This is a genomic window from Pseudomonas sp. Irchel s3a10 (genome assembly GCF_900187525.1).
GTDB classification, from domain to species: domain Bacteria; phylum Pseudomonadota; class Gammaproteobacteria; order Pseudomonadales; family Pseudomonadaceae; genus Aquipseudomonas; species Aquipseudomonas koreensis_G.
In genome coordinates this window covers 23,671-39,681 of sequence record NZ_FYDR01000001.1, presented here as the reverse complement: position 1 = coordinate 39,681, position 16,011 = coordinate 23,671, and the positions used below count along the sequence as shown (strand labels likewise).

18 protein-coding genes and 1 tRNA gene are annotated in these 16,011 nt (G+C 56.2%); 5 read left to right on the top strand and 14 right to left on the bottom strand.

Annotation, left to right across the window (positions count from 1 at the left end; translation table 11 throughout):
* Both CKW11_RS00190 and CKW11_RS00185 read left to right on the top strand, forming a co-directional pair.
* Positions 1-1,266 carry an FAD-dependent oxidoreductase gene (locus tag CKW11_RS00190; protein ID WP_095135346.1) on the top strand — a complete coding sequence of 422 codons (1,266 nt, stop codon included), beginning with the start codon at positions 1-3 and terminating at the stop codon, positions 1,264-1,266.
* A 68-nt stretch (positions 1,267-1,334) separates the two neighbouring features.
* Positions 1,335-2,303, top strand: a complete 969-nt coding sequence (locus tag CKW11_RS00185) for a Dyp-type peroxidase (RefSeq protein ID WP_095135344.1) — start codon at positions 1,335-1,337, stop codon at positions 2,301-2,303.
* A gap of 27 nt (positions 2,304-2,330) precedes the next feature.
* Here CKW11_RS00185 and CKW11_RS00180 read toward each other — a convergent pair whose 3' ends face one another.
* The 7 genes from CKW11_RS00180 to CKW11_RS00150 form a co-directional block, all read right to left on the bottom strand.
* Positions 2,331-4,319: a U32 family peptidase gene (locus CKW11_RS00180; protein WP_047602089.1), complete on the bottom strand. Its 1,989-nt coding sequence runs from the start codon at positions 4,317-4,319 to the stop codon at positions 2,331-2,333.
* A 217-nt stretch (positions 4,320-4,536) separates the two neighbouring features.
* A complete protein-coding gene (locus CKW11_RS00175) occupies positions 4,537-4,917 on the bottom strand; it encodes a RidA family protein (RefSeq protein WP_003224376.1) in 381 nt (126 codons plus the stop codon).
* 172 nt (positions 4,918-5,089) lie between these two features.
* Positions 5,090-5,164: transfer RNA gene (locus CKW11_RS00170), tRNA-Gln, on the bottom strand.
* Between the two features lie 137 nt (positions 5,165-5,301).
* Positions 5,302-5,685 carry a DUF1801 domain-containing protein gene (locus tag CKW11_RS00165; RefSeq protein WP_095135342.1) on the bottom strand — a complete coding sequence of 128 codons (384 nt, stop codon included), beginning with the start codon at positions 5,683-5,685 and terminating at the stop codon, positions 5,302-5,304.
* Between the two features lie 24 nt (positions 5,686-5,709).
* On the bottom strand, positions 5,710-6,105 hold the full coding sequence (locus CKW11_RS00160) for a hypothetical protein (protein WP_095135340.1): 396 nt from the start codon (positions 6,103-6,105) through the stop codon (positions 5,710-5,712).
* A gap of 221 nt (positions 6,106-6,326) precedes the next feature.
* Positions 6,327-6,590, bottom strand: a complete 264-nt coding sequence (locus CKW11_RS00155) for a PAAR domain-containing protein (protein WP_095135338.1) — start codon at positions 6,588-6,590, stop codon at positions 6,327-6,329.
* A 135-nt stretch (positions 6,591-6,725) separates the two neighbouring features.
* A complete protein-coding gene (locus CKW11_RS00150; RefSeq protein ID WP_256582000.1) occupies positions 6,726-7,139 on the bottom strand; it encodes an SMI1/KNR4 family protein in 414 nt (137 codons plus the stop codon).
* 36 nt (positions 7,140-7,175) lie between these two features.
* On the opposite strand from CKW11_RS00150, the gene CKW11_RS28600 reads away from it, so the two are divergent.
* Positions 7,176-7,502 (top strand): hypothetical protein, encoded by a 327-nt coding sequence (locus tag CKW11_RS28600; RefSeq protein WP_177439960.1) that lies wholly within the window; start codon positions 7,176-7,178, stop codon positions 7,500-7,502.
* Here the strand turns inward: CKW11_RS28600 and CKW11_RS00145 are convergent.
* From CKW11_RS00145 to CKW11_RS00135, 3 genes are all read right to left on the bottom strand, one after another.
* A complete protein-coding gene (locus tag CKW11_RS00145) occupies positions 7,499-7,846 on the bottom strand; it encodes a hypothetical protein (protein ID WP_095135336.1) in 348 nt (115 codons plus the stop codon). The genes CKW11_RS28600 and CKW11_RS00145 overlap by 4 nt on opposite strands.
* 107 nt (positions 7,847-7,953) lie before the next feature.
* Positions 7,954-9,222, bottom strand: a complete 1,269-nt coding sequence (locus CKW11_RS00140; protein ID WP_095135334.1) for a DUF1479 domain-containing protein — start codon at positions 9,220-9,222, stop codon at positions 7,954-7,956.
* A gap of 116 nt (positions 9,223-9,338) precedes the next feature.
* Positions 9,339-10,211 carry an AraC family transcriptional regulator gene (locus tag CKW11_RS00135; protein ID WP_177439961.1) on the bottom strand — a complete coding sequence of 291 codons (873 nt, stop codon included), beginning with the start codon at positions 10,209-10,211 and terminating at the stop codon, positions 9,339-9,341.
* 458 nt (positions 10,212-10,669) lie between these two features.
* Here CKW11_RS00135 and CKW11_RS00130 point away from each other — a divergent pair, with 458 nt between their 5' ends.
* Positions 10,670-11,032 carry a DUF6124 family protein gene (locus CKW11_RS00130; RefSeq protein ID WP_095135332.1) on the top strand — a complete coding sequence of 121 codons (363 nt, stop codon included), beginning with the start codon at positions 10,670-10,672 and terminating at the stop codon, positions 11,030-11,032.
* Positions 11,033-11,346: 314 nt separating this feature from the next.
* The gene (locus tag CKW11_RS00125; protein WP_095135330.1) at positions 11,347-12,426 is read left to right on the top strand and encodes a ParA family protein; all 1,080 of its coding nucleotides are present in this window, start codon (positions 11,347-11,349) and stop codon (positions 12,424-12,426) included.
* 583 nt (positions 12,427-13,009) lie between these two features.
* Here CKW11_RS00125 and CKW11_RS00120 read toward each other — a convergent pair.
* The 4 genes from CKW11_RS00120 to CKW11_RS00105 all read right to left on the bottom strand — a co-directional run bounded on the left by CKW11_RS00120 (position 13,010) and on the right by CKW11_RS00105 (position 15,935).
* Positions 13,010-13,387, bottom strand: coding sequence for a hypothetical protein (locus CKW11_RS00120; RefSeq protein ID WP_143499867.1), 378 nt, complete (start codon positions 13,385-13,387; stop codon positions 13,010-13,012).
* Positions 13,388-13,475: 88 nt separating this feature from the next.
* Entirely contained in the window at positions 13,476-13,985 is a 510-nt protein-coding gene (locus CKW11_RS00115) for a DUF4145 domain-containing protein (protein WP_095135326.1), read from the bottom strand.
* A 4-nt stretch (positions 13,986-13,989) separates the two neighbouring features.
* Entirely contained in the window at positions 13,990-14,703 is a 714-nt protein-coding gene (locus CKW11_RS00110) for a DUF5343 domain-containing protein (RefSeq protein ID WP_095135324.1), read from the bottom strand.
* Between the two features lie 335 nt (positions 14,704-15,038).
* Complete coding sequence (locus CKW11_RS00105) at positions 15,039-15,935, bottom strand: EcsC family protein (protein WP_095135322.1); 897 nt, start codon at positions 15,933-15,935, stop codon at positions 15,039-15,041.
* Positions 15,936-16,011 lie beyond the last annotated feature (76 nt).

Below are 16,011 nucleotides of genomic sequence, written 5' to 3'. Positions count from 1 at the left end.
ATGCCCGACAACCTCACAGCGGACAACGCCGACATCGCGGTGATCGGCGCCGGCATCATCGGTGTCGCCTGCGCCCTGCAACTGGCACGTCAGGGTAAACGGGTGGTGGTCATCGACCGGCAGCCGCCCGGTCATGGCGCCTCGTTCGGCAACGCCGGGCATCTGGCCACCGAGCAGGTGTTTCCGATTGCCGACGCGTCGATCCTCAAGCGCCTGCCGGCGATGCTGATGGACCCGATGGGACCACTGCGCCTGGACTGGAAGTACCTGCCACGCGCCGTGCCGTGGTTCACCCGCCTGCTGCTGAACCTGCGTCCCGCGCCGTTTCAGCGCACCGTGGCCGGTTTGCGCGCGCTGAATGAAAGCAGCCTCGACGCGTGGAAGCACTTGCTGCACAGCATCGCCCGTCCCGACCTGCTCAAGGAGGATGGCTCGCTGCTGGTGTTCGAGCGCGCCGAGTCGCGGCCAGCGATCGATGCCTTGCAGGCGCGCATGCGTCAGCAGCAGGTGCCGGTGGAGTTGTGGTCGGCCAACGCCGTAAGGAAGCGCGCGCCGCAGCTCAGTGAACAGATTCAGGGCGGATTGTTCTACCCGCGCACCGGGCATTTTCTCGATCCGTATCAAGTGGTGTGTGAACTGGTGAGCGCCGCCAAAACGGCCGGCGTGCAGTTCTTCCAGCAGGAAGTTCAGGGCGGCCAGTTGCAGGAGCATGGCGTGTCGTTGCTCACCGATCAGGGCCGCGTCACCGCGCGGCAGGTGCTGATCGCCTGTGGCGCGCACTCGGCGAAGCTCACCGCGGCGCTGACCGGTAAACGCGTGCCACTGGACACCGAGCGCGGCTATCACCTGATGTTGCCGCACGAGCACGGACGCCTGCCGTTCGCCGTCACCTCGCTGGAGCGCAAGTTCATCATGACGCCAATGACCGGCGGCCTGCGCCTGGCCGGTACGGTGGAGTTCGCCGGCCTGCAGCGCCCAGCGTTCATGGAGCGCGCCTGGCAATTGCATCACTTGAGCAAGGGCTTGTTCCGCCATGATTTGAATGTGGAGGACGCGACGCCGTGGATGGGTTTTCGTCCGTCGCTGCCGGACTCGCTGCCGGTCATCGATAAGGTCTGCGGCGGCAAAGTGCTGCTCGCGTTTGGGCATCAGCATTTGGGGCTGACGCAGGCGGCGGTGACTGCGCAGATGATTACTCAGTTGACATCTCCCTCGGCCAATTCCGGCGTGCCGACACTGGATGCCTATCGACTGGATCGCTTCTGAGATATCGATGAAACGTTTTTGGTTTCATACTGAGCGCCGACCTTGGCCCCGCGCATATGGAACCGACTATGACTTCATCAATGGATACCCAGACACCCGAGCCACAAGCAATCTGCAACCCGATCACCAGCAGCGCGATTTTCATCGTCGCCACGCTGCTGCCCGGCAGCGACGCCGCCAGTCAGGTGCGCGGCTGGTGCGGCGACATCGCCGCCCTCACCCGTTCGGTCGGCAAACGTGTGCCCAACGGCAACTTGTCATGTGTCTGCGGTTTCAGCGCCAGCGCCTGGGACGCCCTGTTCGGCAGCCCTCGCCCGGCCTCGCTGCATCCGTTCCGTGAGTTCGGCGTCGAGGGCCGCCGCGCCGTAGCCACCCCTGGCGACATCTTGCTGCACATCCGTGCCGACCAGATGGACCTGTGTTTCGAACTGGCGACTCAGTTGTGCACTGCACTCAATGGCGCGATCACCGTGGTGGATGAGGTGCAGGGGTTCCGCTACTTCGACATGCGCAGCATCATCGGTTTCGTCGATGGCACCGAGAATCCGGTGGGACGCAAGGCAGACCACTTCACCCTGGTCGGTAATGAAGACCCGGCGTTCGAATCCGGCAGTTATGTGCTGGTGCAGAAGTACCTGCACAAGATGGAGGCGTGGAATGCCTTGAGCGTCGAGGCTCAGGAGAAGGTGATCGGCCGCACCAAGCTGGCCGACATCGAACTCGGTGAAGAGGTGAAACCGAGCAACTCCCACAGCGCCCTGACCACCATCACCAAGGACGGTCAGGAGCAGAAAATCCTGCGCGACAACATGCCGTTCGGTCGCCCGGGCGCTGGCGAGTTCGGCACCTATTTCATCGGTTATGCGCGCTCGCCGGAACCGATCGAGCAGATGCTGGAGAACATGTTTGTCGGCAAACCCGTCGGCAACTACGACCGTTTGCTGGACTTCAGCACGGCAGTCACCGGGGGGCTGTTCTTTGTGCCGTCAGCCGACTTGCTCGAAGACCTCGCGGAGCGCGAGCCCGCGCAGGCGTGACACCGTAGCGCCACGCCCGCCCGTCACTCAGTGTGGCGCGCGCGGGATGGTTTTCAGCAGGTCTTCCGGGCTGATGTGGCCAACCACGCTGCCCGGTTGCGGCATGTTGAGGATGTGGCCTTTCATCTTGCCGATGATGTGCATCTCGCAGGGCTTGCAGTCGAACTTCAGGGTCAGCACTTCGTCGCCGTGAATCAGCTGCATCGGCGCGACTTTGGTGCGCACGCCGGTCACGCCTTTGGCCTGTTTCGGGCACAGGTTGAACGAGAAACGCAGGCAGTGCTTGGTGATCATCACCGGCACTTCACCGGCCTCTTCGTGCGCCTCGTAGGCCGCATCGATCAGCTTCACGCCATGACGGTGGTAGAAGTCGCGGGCCTTCTGGTTGTAGACGTTGGCCAGGAACGACAGGTGCGACTCCGGGTACACCGGCGGCGGCGTGGTTTCGGCCTTGCGGCTGCCACGTGGATGCGCGGCGACGCGGGCGGCGGTCAGGGCTTCGATGACTTCACGGCGCAAGGCCTTGAGCTGCGAGTTCGGAATGAAAAACGCCTGCGGCGCATCGAGCTTGATGTCGGTGGCGTGGTACTGGGTGGTACCGAGCTGGCCGAGCAGATCTTGCAATTGCTCCAGCGCCTGTTCCGGCTTGTTGGCGACACCGAACGGACCGTTCAGGGTCACGCTGGCGCTGATCCCCTCTTCACTGGTCGCGGTCACTTCCAGCTGTTCTTCGCGCAGACGCGCGACCCAGCTCAATGCGACACGACGCTCCGCAGAGGTCTTCTGCAGCGCCTGTTGCCAGTTGTGGTCGAGGTTGCGGTTCAGCGGATGGTTCGGCCGCAGTTTGTACAGGCCTTCGGGCATTTCGTTCGGCTCGACGCGGTAGCGATAGCGCTTCTCGCCGTCTTCTTCGAACTCGCCTTTGGGCTCGGCGATGTTGGCGCGGAAACCCACGACTTCACGCTTGACCAGCACATTGAGGCCGTCGCCGTTGGACAGCGGCTCTTGCGTCACCACCTGCAGGTCACGCTTGCCGACTTTCTCGACCGTGCCCACCGGCAGGCCGGTGAAGGTCGGCGAGTCGAACGCGCCGATGTCGATCTTGCGATCGGTGACGAAGTAGTCGGTGCTGCCACGGTGGAAAGTCTTTTCCGGGTCCGGCAGGAAGAAGTGCGCGGTGCGGCCGCTGGAAGCGCGGGCCAGGTCCGGGCGGTCCTCAAGGACGTCGTCGAGGCGCTGGCGGTAGTAGGCAGTGATGTTCTTCACATAGCCCATGTCCTTATAGCGACCTTCGATCTTGAACGAGCGCACACCGGCTTCGACCAGCGCGCGGATGTTGGCGCTCTGGTTGTTGTCCTTCATCGACAGCAGGTGTTTTTCGTAGGCGATCACCCCACCCTTTTCGTCTTTGAGGGTGTACGGCAAACGGCAGGCCTGGGAGCAGTCGCCACGGTTGGCGCTGCGCCCGGTCTGCGCGTGAGAGATGTTGCACTGCCCGGAGAACGCCACGCACAGTGCGCCGTGGATGAAGAATTCGATCGCGGCATCGGTTTCGTCGGCGATGGCGCGAATTTCTTTGAGGTTCAGCTCACGGGCCAGCACCAGCTGCGAGAAACCGGCCTGATCGAGGAACTTCGCCCGCTCCAGCGTGCGGATGTCGGTCTGGGTACTGGCATGCAGCTCGATCGGCGGAATGTCCAGTTCCATCACGCCCAGGTCCTGGACGATCAGCGCGTCGACACCGGCATCGTACAACTGGTGGATCAGCTTGCGCGCCGGCTCCAGTTCGTTGTCGTGCAGGATGGTGTTGATGGTGGTGAAAATGCGCGCGTGATAACGACGGGCAAATTCCACCAGCTCGGCGATTTCGCTCACCTCGTTGCAGGCGTTATGGCGCGCGCCGAAGCTCGGGCCACCGATGTACACGGCGTCGGCGCCGTGCAGGATCGCCTCGCGGGCAATCGCCACGTCACGGGCGGGGCTGAGCAATTCCAGATGATGCTTGGGCAAGGACATAGTTTTTTTAGTCAGGCTGTCACGGTTAAGGCGCGCATTGTAGCCGCGAAACGCCCGAGCGGCACGCCTGTGCTGCCAAGTGGCAGATGACCTCGCTCCAATCCGACACGAGAGTCTCCCGTAGGAGTGAGCCTGCTCGCGATGATGGTGGCACAGTCAACGTTGATGGTGGCTGATTTACCGCTATCGCGAGCAGGCTCACTCCTACAGGGGGCGGTCAGGCCTTGGCGGCCATCGCCGTGACTTCCACGCGCATGCCTTCCACCGCCAGCGACGCCACGCCCACCGCGGCGCGCACCGGCCATGGCTTGGCGAAGAAGCGCTTGTAGACTTCGTTGAAAGCCGCGCGATCGGCCATGTCGGTGAGGTAGATGGTCAGGTGCATCACGCGATCCATCGAACTGCCCGCCCGCTCCAGCGCCACTTTCAGCGCCTGCAGGGTGCATTCGCTTTGCAGGGTGATATCGCCCAGCTCCAGGCTGCCGTCGGCGCGGGTCGGGATCTGGGTCGAAACCAGAATGCCGTTGAAACCGACAACGTCGGAGGAAATCGAATCCGCATCCGGATCAGGGGTGAAGCTGAGGTCTTGATTAGCCATGAAAGTCTCTTGTCTGGAGAGATTGAGGGGCGCCGGCCAGCAACGCACCGGGACTTTTCGCCGGGGAGTTTACAACAGTCCCCCGCTTTGGCTCAGGCAACTGTCAGCCCCAGCCACAAATCGCGCGCATAAAAAAACGCCAGCCCTTTCGGACTGGCGTTTTTTCTGAATATGGCAGGGGCGGCTGGATTCGAACCAACGCATGGCAGGATCAAAACCTGCTGCCTTACCGCTTGGCGACGCCCCTGTATCTCAAGCTCTGTAACAAGCTCTGCGAGAATGGGCCGCAATTTACCAACCTTTTTTTGATCTGGGAAGCCCTGAGTGCAAAAAAATTTGTTTTAAAACAGCCAGTTATTTCTGAGCCAAGGCAAGCGCCACGATTCACTTCGACAGATTCAGCGCAATCGCCTCGCGAATCAGTGCTTTCAAGGCCGGCTCATCGACCTGGTCGCCCTCATGAAAATCTATCGCCCGGCGGGTGTTGCCCTCAAGACTGGCGTTGAACAACCGCGCAGGATCGGCCAGCGCCGCGCCCTTGGCGAAGGTCATTTTGACTGCCGCCTTGTAGGTCTCCCCGGTGCAAATGATGCCGCCCCGCGACCACACCGGAACACCCCGCCACTTCCACTCCTCCACCACCTCGGGATCGGCCTGATGAATGACCTTGCGAATCTCGCCGAGGATGGCACCGCGCCAATCGTCCAGTTCAGCGATTCGTGCGTCGATGAGTGCCGAGGCGTCGGTGGGTGGTTTTTCAGGTCTCATGGCGAGCGTTCTCTTCGATGTGGTTTACAAGCCAATTTGCTTGAACCCCTCACGCATCCCTTGATCCGCTTGCACGCACCATTGCTTGAGGCTCAGATCCGGCGGCAGGTTGCCTTGCAGACTCTTGTATTGACCGTCGGCCAACACTTCGCCTTTGCGACCGAAACTTTCGTTCTTGTCGCCATCAGCCTTGTCGAACGCGCCCGGCATATTCGCAACGAACGCCACCATCTTGTTGGCGTTTTCCGTGCTGTCCGCTTTCAGGTAGCCCTTGTCGACGCAATGCTTGATCAGGCCCGACATGTTGCGACCGGAGTCGTACATGCCTTTCAGGGTAGCGGGATCTGGCGCTTCTGCGCGGGCCAGAGTGGAGAGGCCGAAAGTGGCGGTCAGTGCGAGGATCAAAGAAGTGGCTTTCATATTTATTCCTTTAACATCCAGAGAGTTTTGAGTTCCATCGTTACTTCAATGCCCGACCTACTCGTACAGCCTGACTTTGATCCAGCATGCAAAACCAACGGTTTGTTGGTTGGCATCAATATTCAGGCGATGCAGTAGAACGACTTCATTCATGCTTCAGCTACCCTTCAAACAAGGAACCTGCCGCCCTGCAAAAGGCAATCGGTCCACAAGATATGGATTCAGCTGGTAACAGCCCCTTTCGGACCACTGGCAATCAGTGCGGCACCGCAGGCGGTTTTCATGCCGTCGAGTGCGATGGGCACGCCATCGACGGTGTAGGTGCTGCTACCCTCGGCAATCGGGAAAATCCCTTTGCACAGCGGGCAATTGACCTTGTGACCGAGCCCGGCAATCGGCTTGCCGTTGAGGTCGGTTTGAGAGAAGGCTTCGAGAACCTTGCCACCGTGGCTGGTGGAGTCTCCCAGGCGAATGGCATCTTTCATGTTGTCACTCCTTTGACCTTTGAGCTGGGTGGCGTTACTCCACCATCCAGCTGTCTTCAAACCATTCGGGGTCGAGCATCAATTTCGCACGTGGGCAGGCTGCGACAACTCATGACTAGCGCCAGCATCAAAACATCAGCCTGGTCGCCCCGGCATGACCAGAAACGCGGCAAAGCTTTCCGCTACCTGGTCAATTTCACCGGTTTCGTGAGACCACAAGACCACCACCGGCCCTCCTGCCTGACCCTTTACCGCATAGTTGAAGCAGTAATAATCCCCCGTGCCAAACTCAGCGAACGGCAGAAGTCCTGAAAAGTCAGTAGAGATATCGGAAAAATTCTCCAGCCACTCCTGCCAGTCCTTTTTAAAGTGATGATCGATCGATTCCCAGGTCTTCCTTGGGTCACGAGCGTCCAGAACGGGGAAAATCGTTAACGATCCCAGTGACTTTCCGTTATTTGAAAGAAGCCAATCGGAAAAGGACTTTGGCATTGTTCGGCCCAGTTTCTTTTCTTCTTCCTGAATAGCGTCTGTCGTTGTACCAATCACACGTGTCTTAGACCTTGTTTTTCGCCAGTGACGGACATGTACGCTGGTGTTGCCATGGGGATGCTCTCCTTGCCTGAAAAAACACAACCGACAGGCACCATTGCCTGCCCGGGTACCTGCTCGGATATCAAGTTCCGTGCCAGCCATCATCTAGCCATTTCGGATCAATGGGTTGGCGGCAATACCTTCGCGTTCCGGGGTTTAAACTTCGATAAACAGAAAAAAGTGCGCAAAAAGTTGCGCAGTACTGTGCAACTTCTTGCGCACTTGGCTGGAGGGCTTGATTTAGAGAGGCTTGAAGGGAGTTCTCGGGTGAAATTGGCGAAGCAACTGCGCAACTTTTTGCGCAGTTGCGGTGTTTAGATTTTCGGCACTGACGATGCCAATTGCAGTGGACGGTAAGCATCCACCAAGTGCTGGGAATCGCGTGGATGCTCCTTCGCGAGCAAGCCCGCTCCCACAGGTTTTGCGTCCGCCACAGTATTCTCGAACACCGCAAAACCCAATGTGGGAGCGGGCTTGCTCGCGAAGGCGCCAGCCCAGTCAACAAAGAACCCGAGACGACCGCCATCAGCAGTCTGCGCTCGCCCGCCGCCATCACCTCCATTGCTTCGGACATTGATGATCAGGTTGAGCAGGACTTGCTGCAATTCGACCCGGTCGGCCCATACCGCAGGCAAGTCGCTGGCCAATTGTGCGCTGACCACTGCCCCGCATCACGCCGCCTCACCGCGCGTGAACCCGACCATTTCGCCCACCACCGCGTCGCAAAGCATCTTCGCCCGGCCTTTGCCGAGCGAAGATGCAATCCCCCTCATGCCAGCCCAAGCCCCGCACGCCCCAGCGAATTCAGACTCTCCACAGCAAAACGCTCCACCCACGACCGCTCATAATCCTCACGCGGAAAATCATCCGGCGAAGCGCCCTGCTCGAATGCCCTGAACACATCCCGCGCATAACGCAGATTCTTCGGACACATCGGCGCCGCCGGCACGTACATCACGTTGCCCCAGCCTTGCTGGTTCTGCACCGGCGCGACGCTATGGATTACATCGCAATGCCACCACACCGAATCACCGGCCTGCACGTCCGGAATCGGACTCAAGCCCTCCACCAACAGCGGATGCCATTGCCTCGATACCGGCAGCACCTTGCCCGGCGCCACACCACACAACTCATCTTCGGACACGTCATCGAGCAGCGGCCGCAGCAGCAGGTAGGCCATCGCCTTGGGGATCGGCAAGGTGTGCAGCACGCCTTGCTCGGCCTGCATATCCGACAGCGCAGTCCAGCCCTGAAACGTGCGAAACGCCGAACACTTGACCGTGTCCTTGTAGGCGTATTCGTCCACCTCGGTACGAAACGCCGCGTCCCACGGGTCGTAGGCCGCGAAGTCGTTGCTGTAGATTTTGTCGAAGACTTTCAGATACGCCGGATGCAGCCAGCGCTCCAACGCCCCGGAATCGGTATGCGGCCCAAGGCCTTTTGAGTGTGTACCCGGCGGACGCCGGCGCACCCGATCCGGATACAGCGCATTGATGTCCGGATTGAACCAGTCCTGACCGTGCGAATGAGTCTTCCACAATCGATTGAGAAACGCCTGCGCCGTGCCCATCCGCTCATGCTGGCGCAACTGCATTTGCGACGCCGACCAGTAGATCGGAAAAATCTCCGGCCGCGACGCCTCCAGGCTGCCGAAAAACTGGTCGACCGGCCCGCGATACAGCGCATCGAACCGGTTCCTGTCGAGGTAATCCAGCAAGCCTTGGTCCCACTGCAGCACCTGCTCGCGGGGGAAGTGATTGCGGATCACCACGCAACCACGACGCTTGATCAACGCCAACTGCTCGGCAGTCACTGTGCCGCCGGCGATGTCGGCGAACTCCAGCACCGGCCAGCCCGACCCGGTCTGTGCCTCCTGCGCTTTGATCGACGCAATCTCGCCGGCAATAAACTCACTGACCTCGGCGAACAGCCCCTGCACATCGCCGATCTGCGCGCGCAAGGTGCGTTTCATTGTGACGATGCTGTCGCGGTAATTCTCCGGCAGCGTTGCGCTCTCGAATGCCTGGTATTTGCTCATCGGGGGACCTGCAGACCTTGTTGTTGGTGCAGGTATGGGATCACTTCCGAGGGTGGCGACGGCAGCCTGATTTGCCGCGTCGGCTAATACGATTGTGGCGTTTAGCAGCGCGCCGCTTACAGAAAGTGATGACCGTGCTGACGGCGAAACTCTGAAGGTGTAAGCCCCTTCAACGCCTTGAACTGCCGATTGAACAGCGCCAGCGACGAATACCCCACTGCCTCGGCAATCAACGAAACCGTCGAATGCCCCTGCATCAACAGCGCACAGGCGTGTCCGACTCTCAGGCGCACGATGTAGTCCAGCGCCGTGCAGCGCGTATGACGGCGGAACATCCGATGGAACGCCGACACACTCACGCACGCCATCTCGGCCAACGCGGGAATGCTGATGGCCTCGGTGTAGTGACCGTGCACGTAATCGAGAACCCGATGGATTCGCGGGTCTTCGACAATCTGACTGCCAGCCTGCGAGCTCGACGCAGAGGGGATTCGCCTGGCATCGACGTCCCGCGTCAGTTTGCTCAACACGGTCAACAGCGCGATCAAACGCTCGGACGGCTCCTGCTCGACCATCGCCTCGATCAGCGGCCGAATCTCCCACGACGCCACCGCACTGAAACTCAACGCCTGCCGCGCCGCCGCGAGCAATTGCCGAACCGATCCCATTTCCGGAAACAACGTCACCAACGACTCCGCCCACTCCGTCGAAAACCAGATCACCAGCGCCACATGCGGTTGCCCATGGTCGACCCGCTCCGCCGACGACCAGCTATGCGGCACATTCGGCCCGACCAGAATCAGATCGCCGTCATCGTAAGGCGCGACGTCATTGCCGATATAGCGATGGCCACGGCTGTTCAACGTCAGCGTCAGCTCGTACTCGGGATGGTGATGCCATTCGAACGGAATCGCCTCCGGCAAACGGCGGTTCAGCAGCGTCCAGGAGGCAGTGGTTTCGGTGGGGATTTTTTCGAAACTGGGTTTCATGGTGAACGATTCTGCTCTTTGGCGTGGGTGGCTCGCCATGATCGTATCACCGTCATCGAAACGCTCAAGCCGCGAATCGGCAATTTTCTCGCTGGTGTTTAAGGTTTTGCCAGAGCCGTTTAAAGACACCCAGTGTTACGTCATCCCAGGCTACAACGCCTTGCGCCATTGCCTACGACTACGCCAGAATCCGCCGGCTTGTGCGCCCAGGGTGCGGGTTCTATCGTGGGTCGGTCGCTGAAAAGCAGCGATCGGGTTTGGTAGCCCGGCTTACCTGTCGCATAGCAATCCTATTTGCAGGGACGGTTTCGTCCGCTGTTTTTATGGTGGCCATGCGTAGGGCATCTTCGGATGCGCCGGGTATCCAGGTGACCGGTCTACCAACCTGCGTTTGGCCACCACCCTTCGTTTGGTAGCGAAGGTGATGGCTCCACCTTATTCATCCTGGAGCTTCACCTATGTTCAAAGTCACGCCCAATCCACCCGAAACCGAAACGGTCTCCCCCTACGAATCCCCCGATTCCCGAAAACTCAGCGAAGCCGCCGAACGCGCCCTCGACCACTACCTCAACCCCGCCAGCCAGATCATGGCCACGCCCTACACACCCAACACCATGTTCCTCGCCAACCCCAAAATCGCCACCGAGGAATTGCTGGCGAACGCCAGTGAATCACTGGGTTCGGCGACGGTGATGTTGGGGGATGTGGCGGCGTTGGTAGAGGGGCCGATTCGCAAGACGCTACTGGGCATTGCGCAGGTGGTGATGCTCGGGGAACTGGCGGTGAATCAGGCGTTGGATAATGTTGTGCCGACGGCGTAGCGAACGCTCCCTCCTTGGCGCTCTATTGTGAGGGCCAAGGAGGGATCAGTCAGAAACAGAAATGCCTGATTCGTCTGCTTTCGGCCAATAGCGGCCGTTCTAGGCGGATTGCTCTCAGATTTCCAGACATAACAAAAGGCTCATCGTAAGGTATCGACGTCTCCAGAAAAGTCGAGCTTACGCACCTTGCTACTCATTTGCGGGCGATTATCTTCACCCTCTGTTCTCATGAGCGCATCGGAACGACTTGCGGGCATAGCGTTAAGCCATCATCATCGCCTTGCCGAAATGGCTCAAATTAAGGAGATCACAACATGGCAGTACGAAATATATTTGCTTTCTATAATAATAAAGGTGGCGTTGGTAAAACTACACTGTGTCAGAACGCAGCCAGTCTATACGCTGAGAATAATCCGGATCAATTAGTCCTAGTTATAGATTTGTGCCCCCAAGCCAACATATCTCAATTCTTCCTTGGCGGAGCTCATGTCGGATATGCAGCTAATCAAAGGCTGCAATCACAGGCAACTAGGCGGAACGTGGTAGGCTTTATGGATTGGCTGATTAAGGGGAATTCAGGATTCACCAGCCTGCCAACTAGCTATATGACTCAGGTCTCTCAATACAACGCTCATGTAACTCCGAATTTACATTTGATTGCGGGTGACTCTTTCCTTGAGTCGCAAACGCTTGCGCTCAATTTTCAAACTATGAATCCTGGCAATATACATGCCTGGAAAGAGTACGTGACTGCGATTGAGAGACTATGCGCGCTAGAGCTTCAGAAATCTGAATACAGCGATATGACTGTTTTTATTGATTGCAATCCTAGCTTTTCAATTTATACACAAATGGCTTTGGTTTCATCAACATCTTTAATCGTTCCAATGATGGCTGATTTCAGTTCGCTCGAAGGAATTAAAGGCATACTCATGCTGCTTTACGGCAAATACCCATCTTCTGCCGCGCAAAAATACGCATCCAATGTAATAACGTTTAATAGTCAAGTTAGTAGCTTTGGCTTGAAGCTTCCGACGCTTTATGAATTACCATTTAATAATTTCACGGTAAATTCTGGTGTTGCTAGCGCATACGAGTCGGTTAGATTGGAGTTGATTAATTATGCATGGTCGCAATACCAAGCAGACCCCTCTATTTTTGCGACTGTAACAACAGCTCCAGCAAATCTAGCGCAGTGGGAAAATTTATACACTTCAAATATCAAGGACTTTCATACAGCTGGTAAAGTTTCTGCAAGTTTGGGCATTCCACTACATCGCCTTCCATCGCAAAGTAGCTATCTGATGCCTAACGGGCAGAATATTGGGCTGCCCCCAAAAAACTATAAGGAATCCTTGGATCACCTGACGGCCTTCGTACAAAAGCTCGCTTAATGATCGATTAGAAACTATCGAGATAAATTGTGGGTGCTTTAGGCACCTGCAGCTGATGGATGGGGCAAGCTACTGGAAAGCCAATTTTAGCTGGTGGCCTTGCCTCTTATAATCAGTGGAATTTAAAATTACTGCAATTATTAAGAAACAGAATGCCTTAAATTTAATGTAGCGGTATTTAATAAATGTATTTCTGAGCTGGCGAGAAGCTCCTTTTGGCCCAAAGCTGCCTTTCGCGTAGGGCAGCAATAGGTTATCGCGCGTCTAAGGAACTAGCAGCGAAGCAGGTGACATCGACTGAAACCTATTGTTAGTTATTTACTAACTCCTTAAGCTTCTCACGTGTGGTCTGGCAGAGCACGTTAAACCGATGTGACTGCCGCTCCTCATAGAAAAAAATCCCCTCGCTGCGTGTCGGTGCCGCAATCATCGCAGATACTGACTCACCAATTGCATCAATAATATCTTTGGGAGCTATTGACCATGCATCGTTATTAAAATGAATAAAATTGTTCCTATATCCATTTAGCTTGCTTATCAACTCCCTCTCTATTCCGGATTCTTTATCAAATAGCCTGTCGAATCACGCCATAAAGTTGTCGATCTGGGTATTGGGTAAGTCTTTGTTTTTTTCGTACGCTTCTAACCACTTATCGCGGCTCTTCGGTTTCAACGTATCAAAACTTGCACTGCCTCGAAGAGCGATGCATACAGAACTTTGCAGGGCAGAATGAGCAGCGATGACGGCCCACTTCCAACAGGTCGCAGTCATTGGCACCCCCTGTATCTGAACAAGAAGTAGCTCGAGCGAAGTTTCCAGATCAATAAAACGGTCGAACCGAATATAATCTTTCATGTTGTGCCAACCCTTCATGGCGCCTAAAGGAGCGACTTCATAGGACTGCCGTAGCCGCGTAATCGCATCTGTATTCGCTTTGGCATTCGTACCCAGGGTTTCCATGGCCACTAGTGCGTTATCGGCGACACGCCCTAAGCCATTTCCTGAAAGCCATCTAGCGATCTCTTCTATAGTCGGCAGTTACGGTTAATTATTTTAGCTCAGCTAGTGTCATTAGCTCTTGTACTATCACTCGTAAATCAGCCATCATCCTGTCGATATCCTGCCGCTGAGCAATGAACCGACGGCTGTGCGCTGACATATCTCCAACATCTTTAAGTCGTGGAAGTGCGGATTTAGCATTCTTGCTAAGATTCCACTCTTTTTGCGCAGTAAGCGAAGATATTAGATCGCGCAAATAAAAAAAGTCGCCCTGGACGGTCTTTATATGGTCAGCCAAGCCATACTTTTCATAGACCTCGATGATCAGTGTTTCCACTAGACGACGTATCATTACCGCCGAAGCGTCATACCAACCGTGCTCGTATGAACCGTTGATCTGATGCACCAAGCGTTCAAGATATCCCCGACTATTACGTACGAGGGAAAAATAAATAACTGGTTCTTCAGGGCTTGGCGCTCCTTCCTCGGGAGGAGGATTTTTTGCCCTAACGCTCTCTCTAAGCTCCCTGACACTTTGAAGTGCACGCTCGATACTCATTCAATTAGCCCATAAGTGGCAGATGCTTAGCCATGCTCTCGAAGATCTTGTCGATCTGTTCAGGGCTGCTATCAGGTGAAATGTGGATCTGAATGTCTACGTGCAGCTTAGGACTAAAACTGCGCGCCTCTCTCCGATCATTAACACCCGCTACTTCTGCGAAGTCTTGTATTTTTGCCGAAGGCACGCTCGTTGCTGGCTTGCCGACTGCATTGGAAGAGCGTGTTGAAGTTTTCGCAGTCTTTACCGCCCCATTGCTTGATTTTGGCGGCGTAGTTTTTTCCTTCGCGCGCGTTAGATCCGCCTCAAGTAGCATCATGTACGTCGCACTGTAGGCTCTAGCCGCAGACTCTCCCACCTTGGCATCTCGGGCAAACCAAGCGGCTATATCCTTCAGAGGTGCATTCAAATCTGAAAATAGGTCGAGCAGTTCCCGCGGATATGCTGCTTCGAGAATGGCCTTGCAAACTGCTGGATACTTATTGTCGTCCCGCCACTCATAAGCAAGGTCAGTTGGCTTTCCTGAGTCATCAATCAGGCCAAAGACGCGAAGAGGTGGAATAATATTAGCGCTGGCTGATCTCTCGCCCATACCAAGCGCTGATGCGATATAACTTGGCGTTACCTTTTCTGGAGTGCGCTGCTTGAACTTGTCCCGTAGAAGAAACCAATTATTCATCGGGATCTTCGGATAGCCCTTCTTTTTTTCGTCAGCCATAACACTCTCCACCACGTGAGTAGACGAAGCCCTCCCATGCGCTAAGGTGGCTTCCTTCATCGATCCAATGTAGACCACAGAATCGTTAAGCGCGACGGCGTCTCGGCGTGGGACTGAGACCAGCCAACTGAGTATCGCCACAATATTTTCGGATAGCGTAAATTCCCTGTCTTACGGCCTGCGACCTTGATGTAATTCGAGCTTAGCTTTACCGAACTCATCACGACTGTTCCATCGCTATGATTCAAATAAACGCTCACGCTCATCAGGGGCTGCTTTTGGCCGAAAGCAGCCGCTTATGCGCGAAAGCTTTCGGTCAGACATTGCTAGAGTTCTCACACGGCTTGGGAGGCTTCGGTGTAGTGCGGGTCATAATCCTTGGCAGGTTTTACGGTCACCTCAATCACCTCTGGGCCATACTTGTTCGCCAGGAAGCGTTCCCGATAAAGGTAGAAGGCTGCATCACAGACTTTCATAGTGAAGTACGCGTTGAAACCTCCGCCAACAGCTGCGCCCACAGCGGGAATTGTTTGTGCAAGCTTTGCTTTCGTAAGACGTATGCCCAGAGCTTTGGCGATTTCTTGGATGATTTTCACGAAAACGCTTTTTTCCAGCTCCTTCCAAGTCGCTTTCTTTGCTACATCCTGAGAAATCTTGATCAGTTGGGCCATGGCAAGTGCCTTCGAACTGTCGGTGGGAGAGGAAGCAAGGCCAAGCACGTTGAAGGCGAACAGTCGCTCCTCCTGACGTGAGGTATCAAAACCGTAATAGGCAGCGTACTCGCCGATCGCCCGAAGGTTGAGTGTGATCAACGCCGGGATATCGACTGCCAGACCAGGTAAGCCCACGACCCCTGCCCCTGCCCCTTCTACCAGAGCGATACCCTTATATTTAGCGCCAAGGAATCCGACGACCTTATCGATTTGCTCCAGATCCAGATCGTGAATATCTTTATGAGCTTTAATCGTGCTGTGCCCGTCGCCACGAAACTCTTCAAAAATTGCTTCTGGTCTTACGCTCCACTGGGCTGCGTCGTGGCAAACGCTCGTCAAGCCCTCAATTGCGCCTTGGATCGCAGGGCCTACACCGGGAGCCTTGAACAAAAGATCACCTGCTTTGTCCAGCGGCTGGTTTATCACCTTCAGTGCTTGGCCGAACCAGCCAATGTCAGGCTCCTTCCAGCTGTGAATTTCCTTGAGTGCGTGTTGCTCATATTTGCTTAGCTTCGACATTCTGAATCCTTGGATGGTGAATCAATCATCAATGATCTCGAAAGGCCATTATGCCGTGATTCAATTTCCGCTGCCT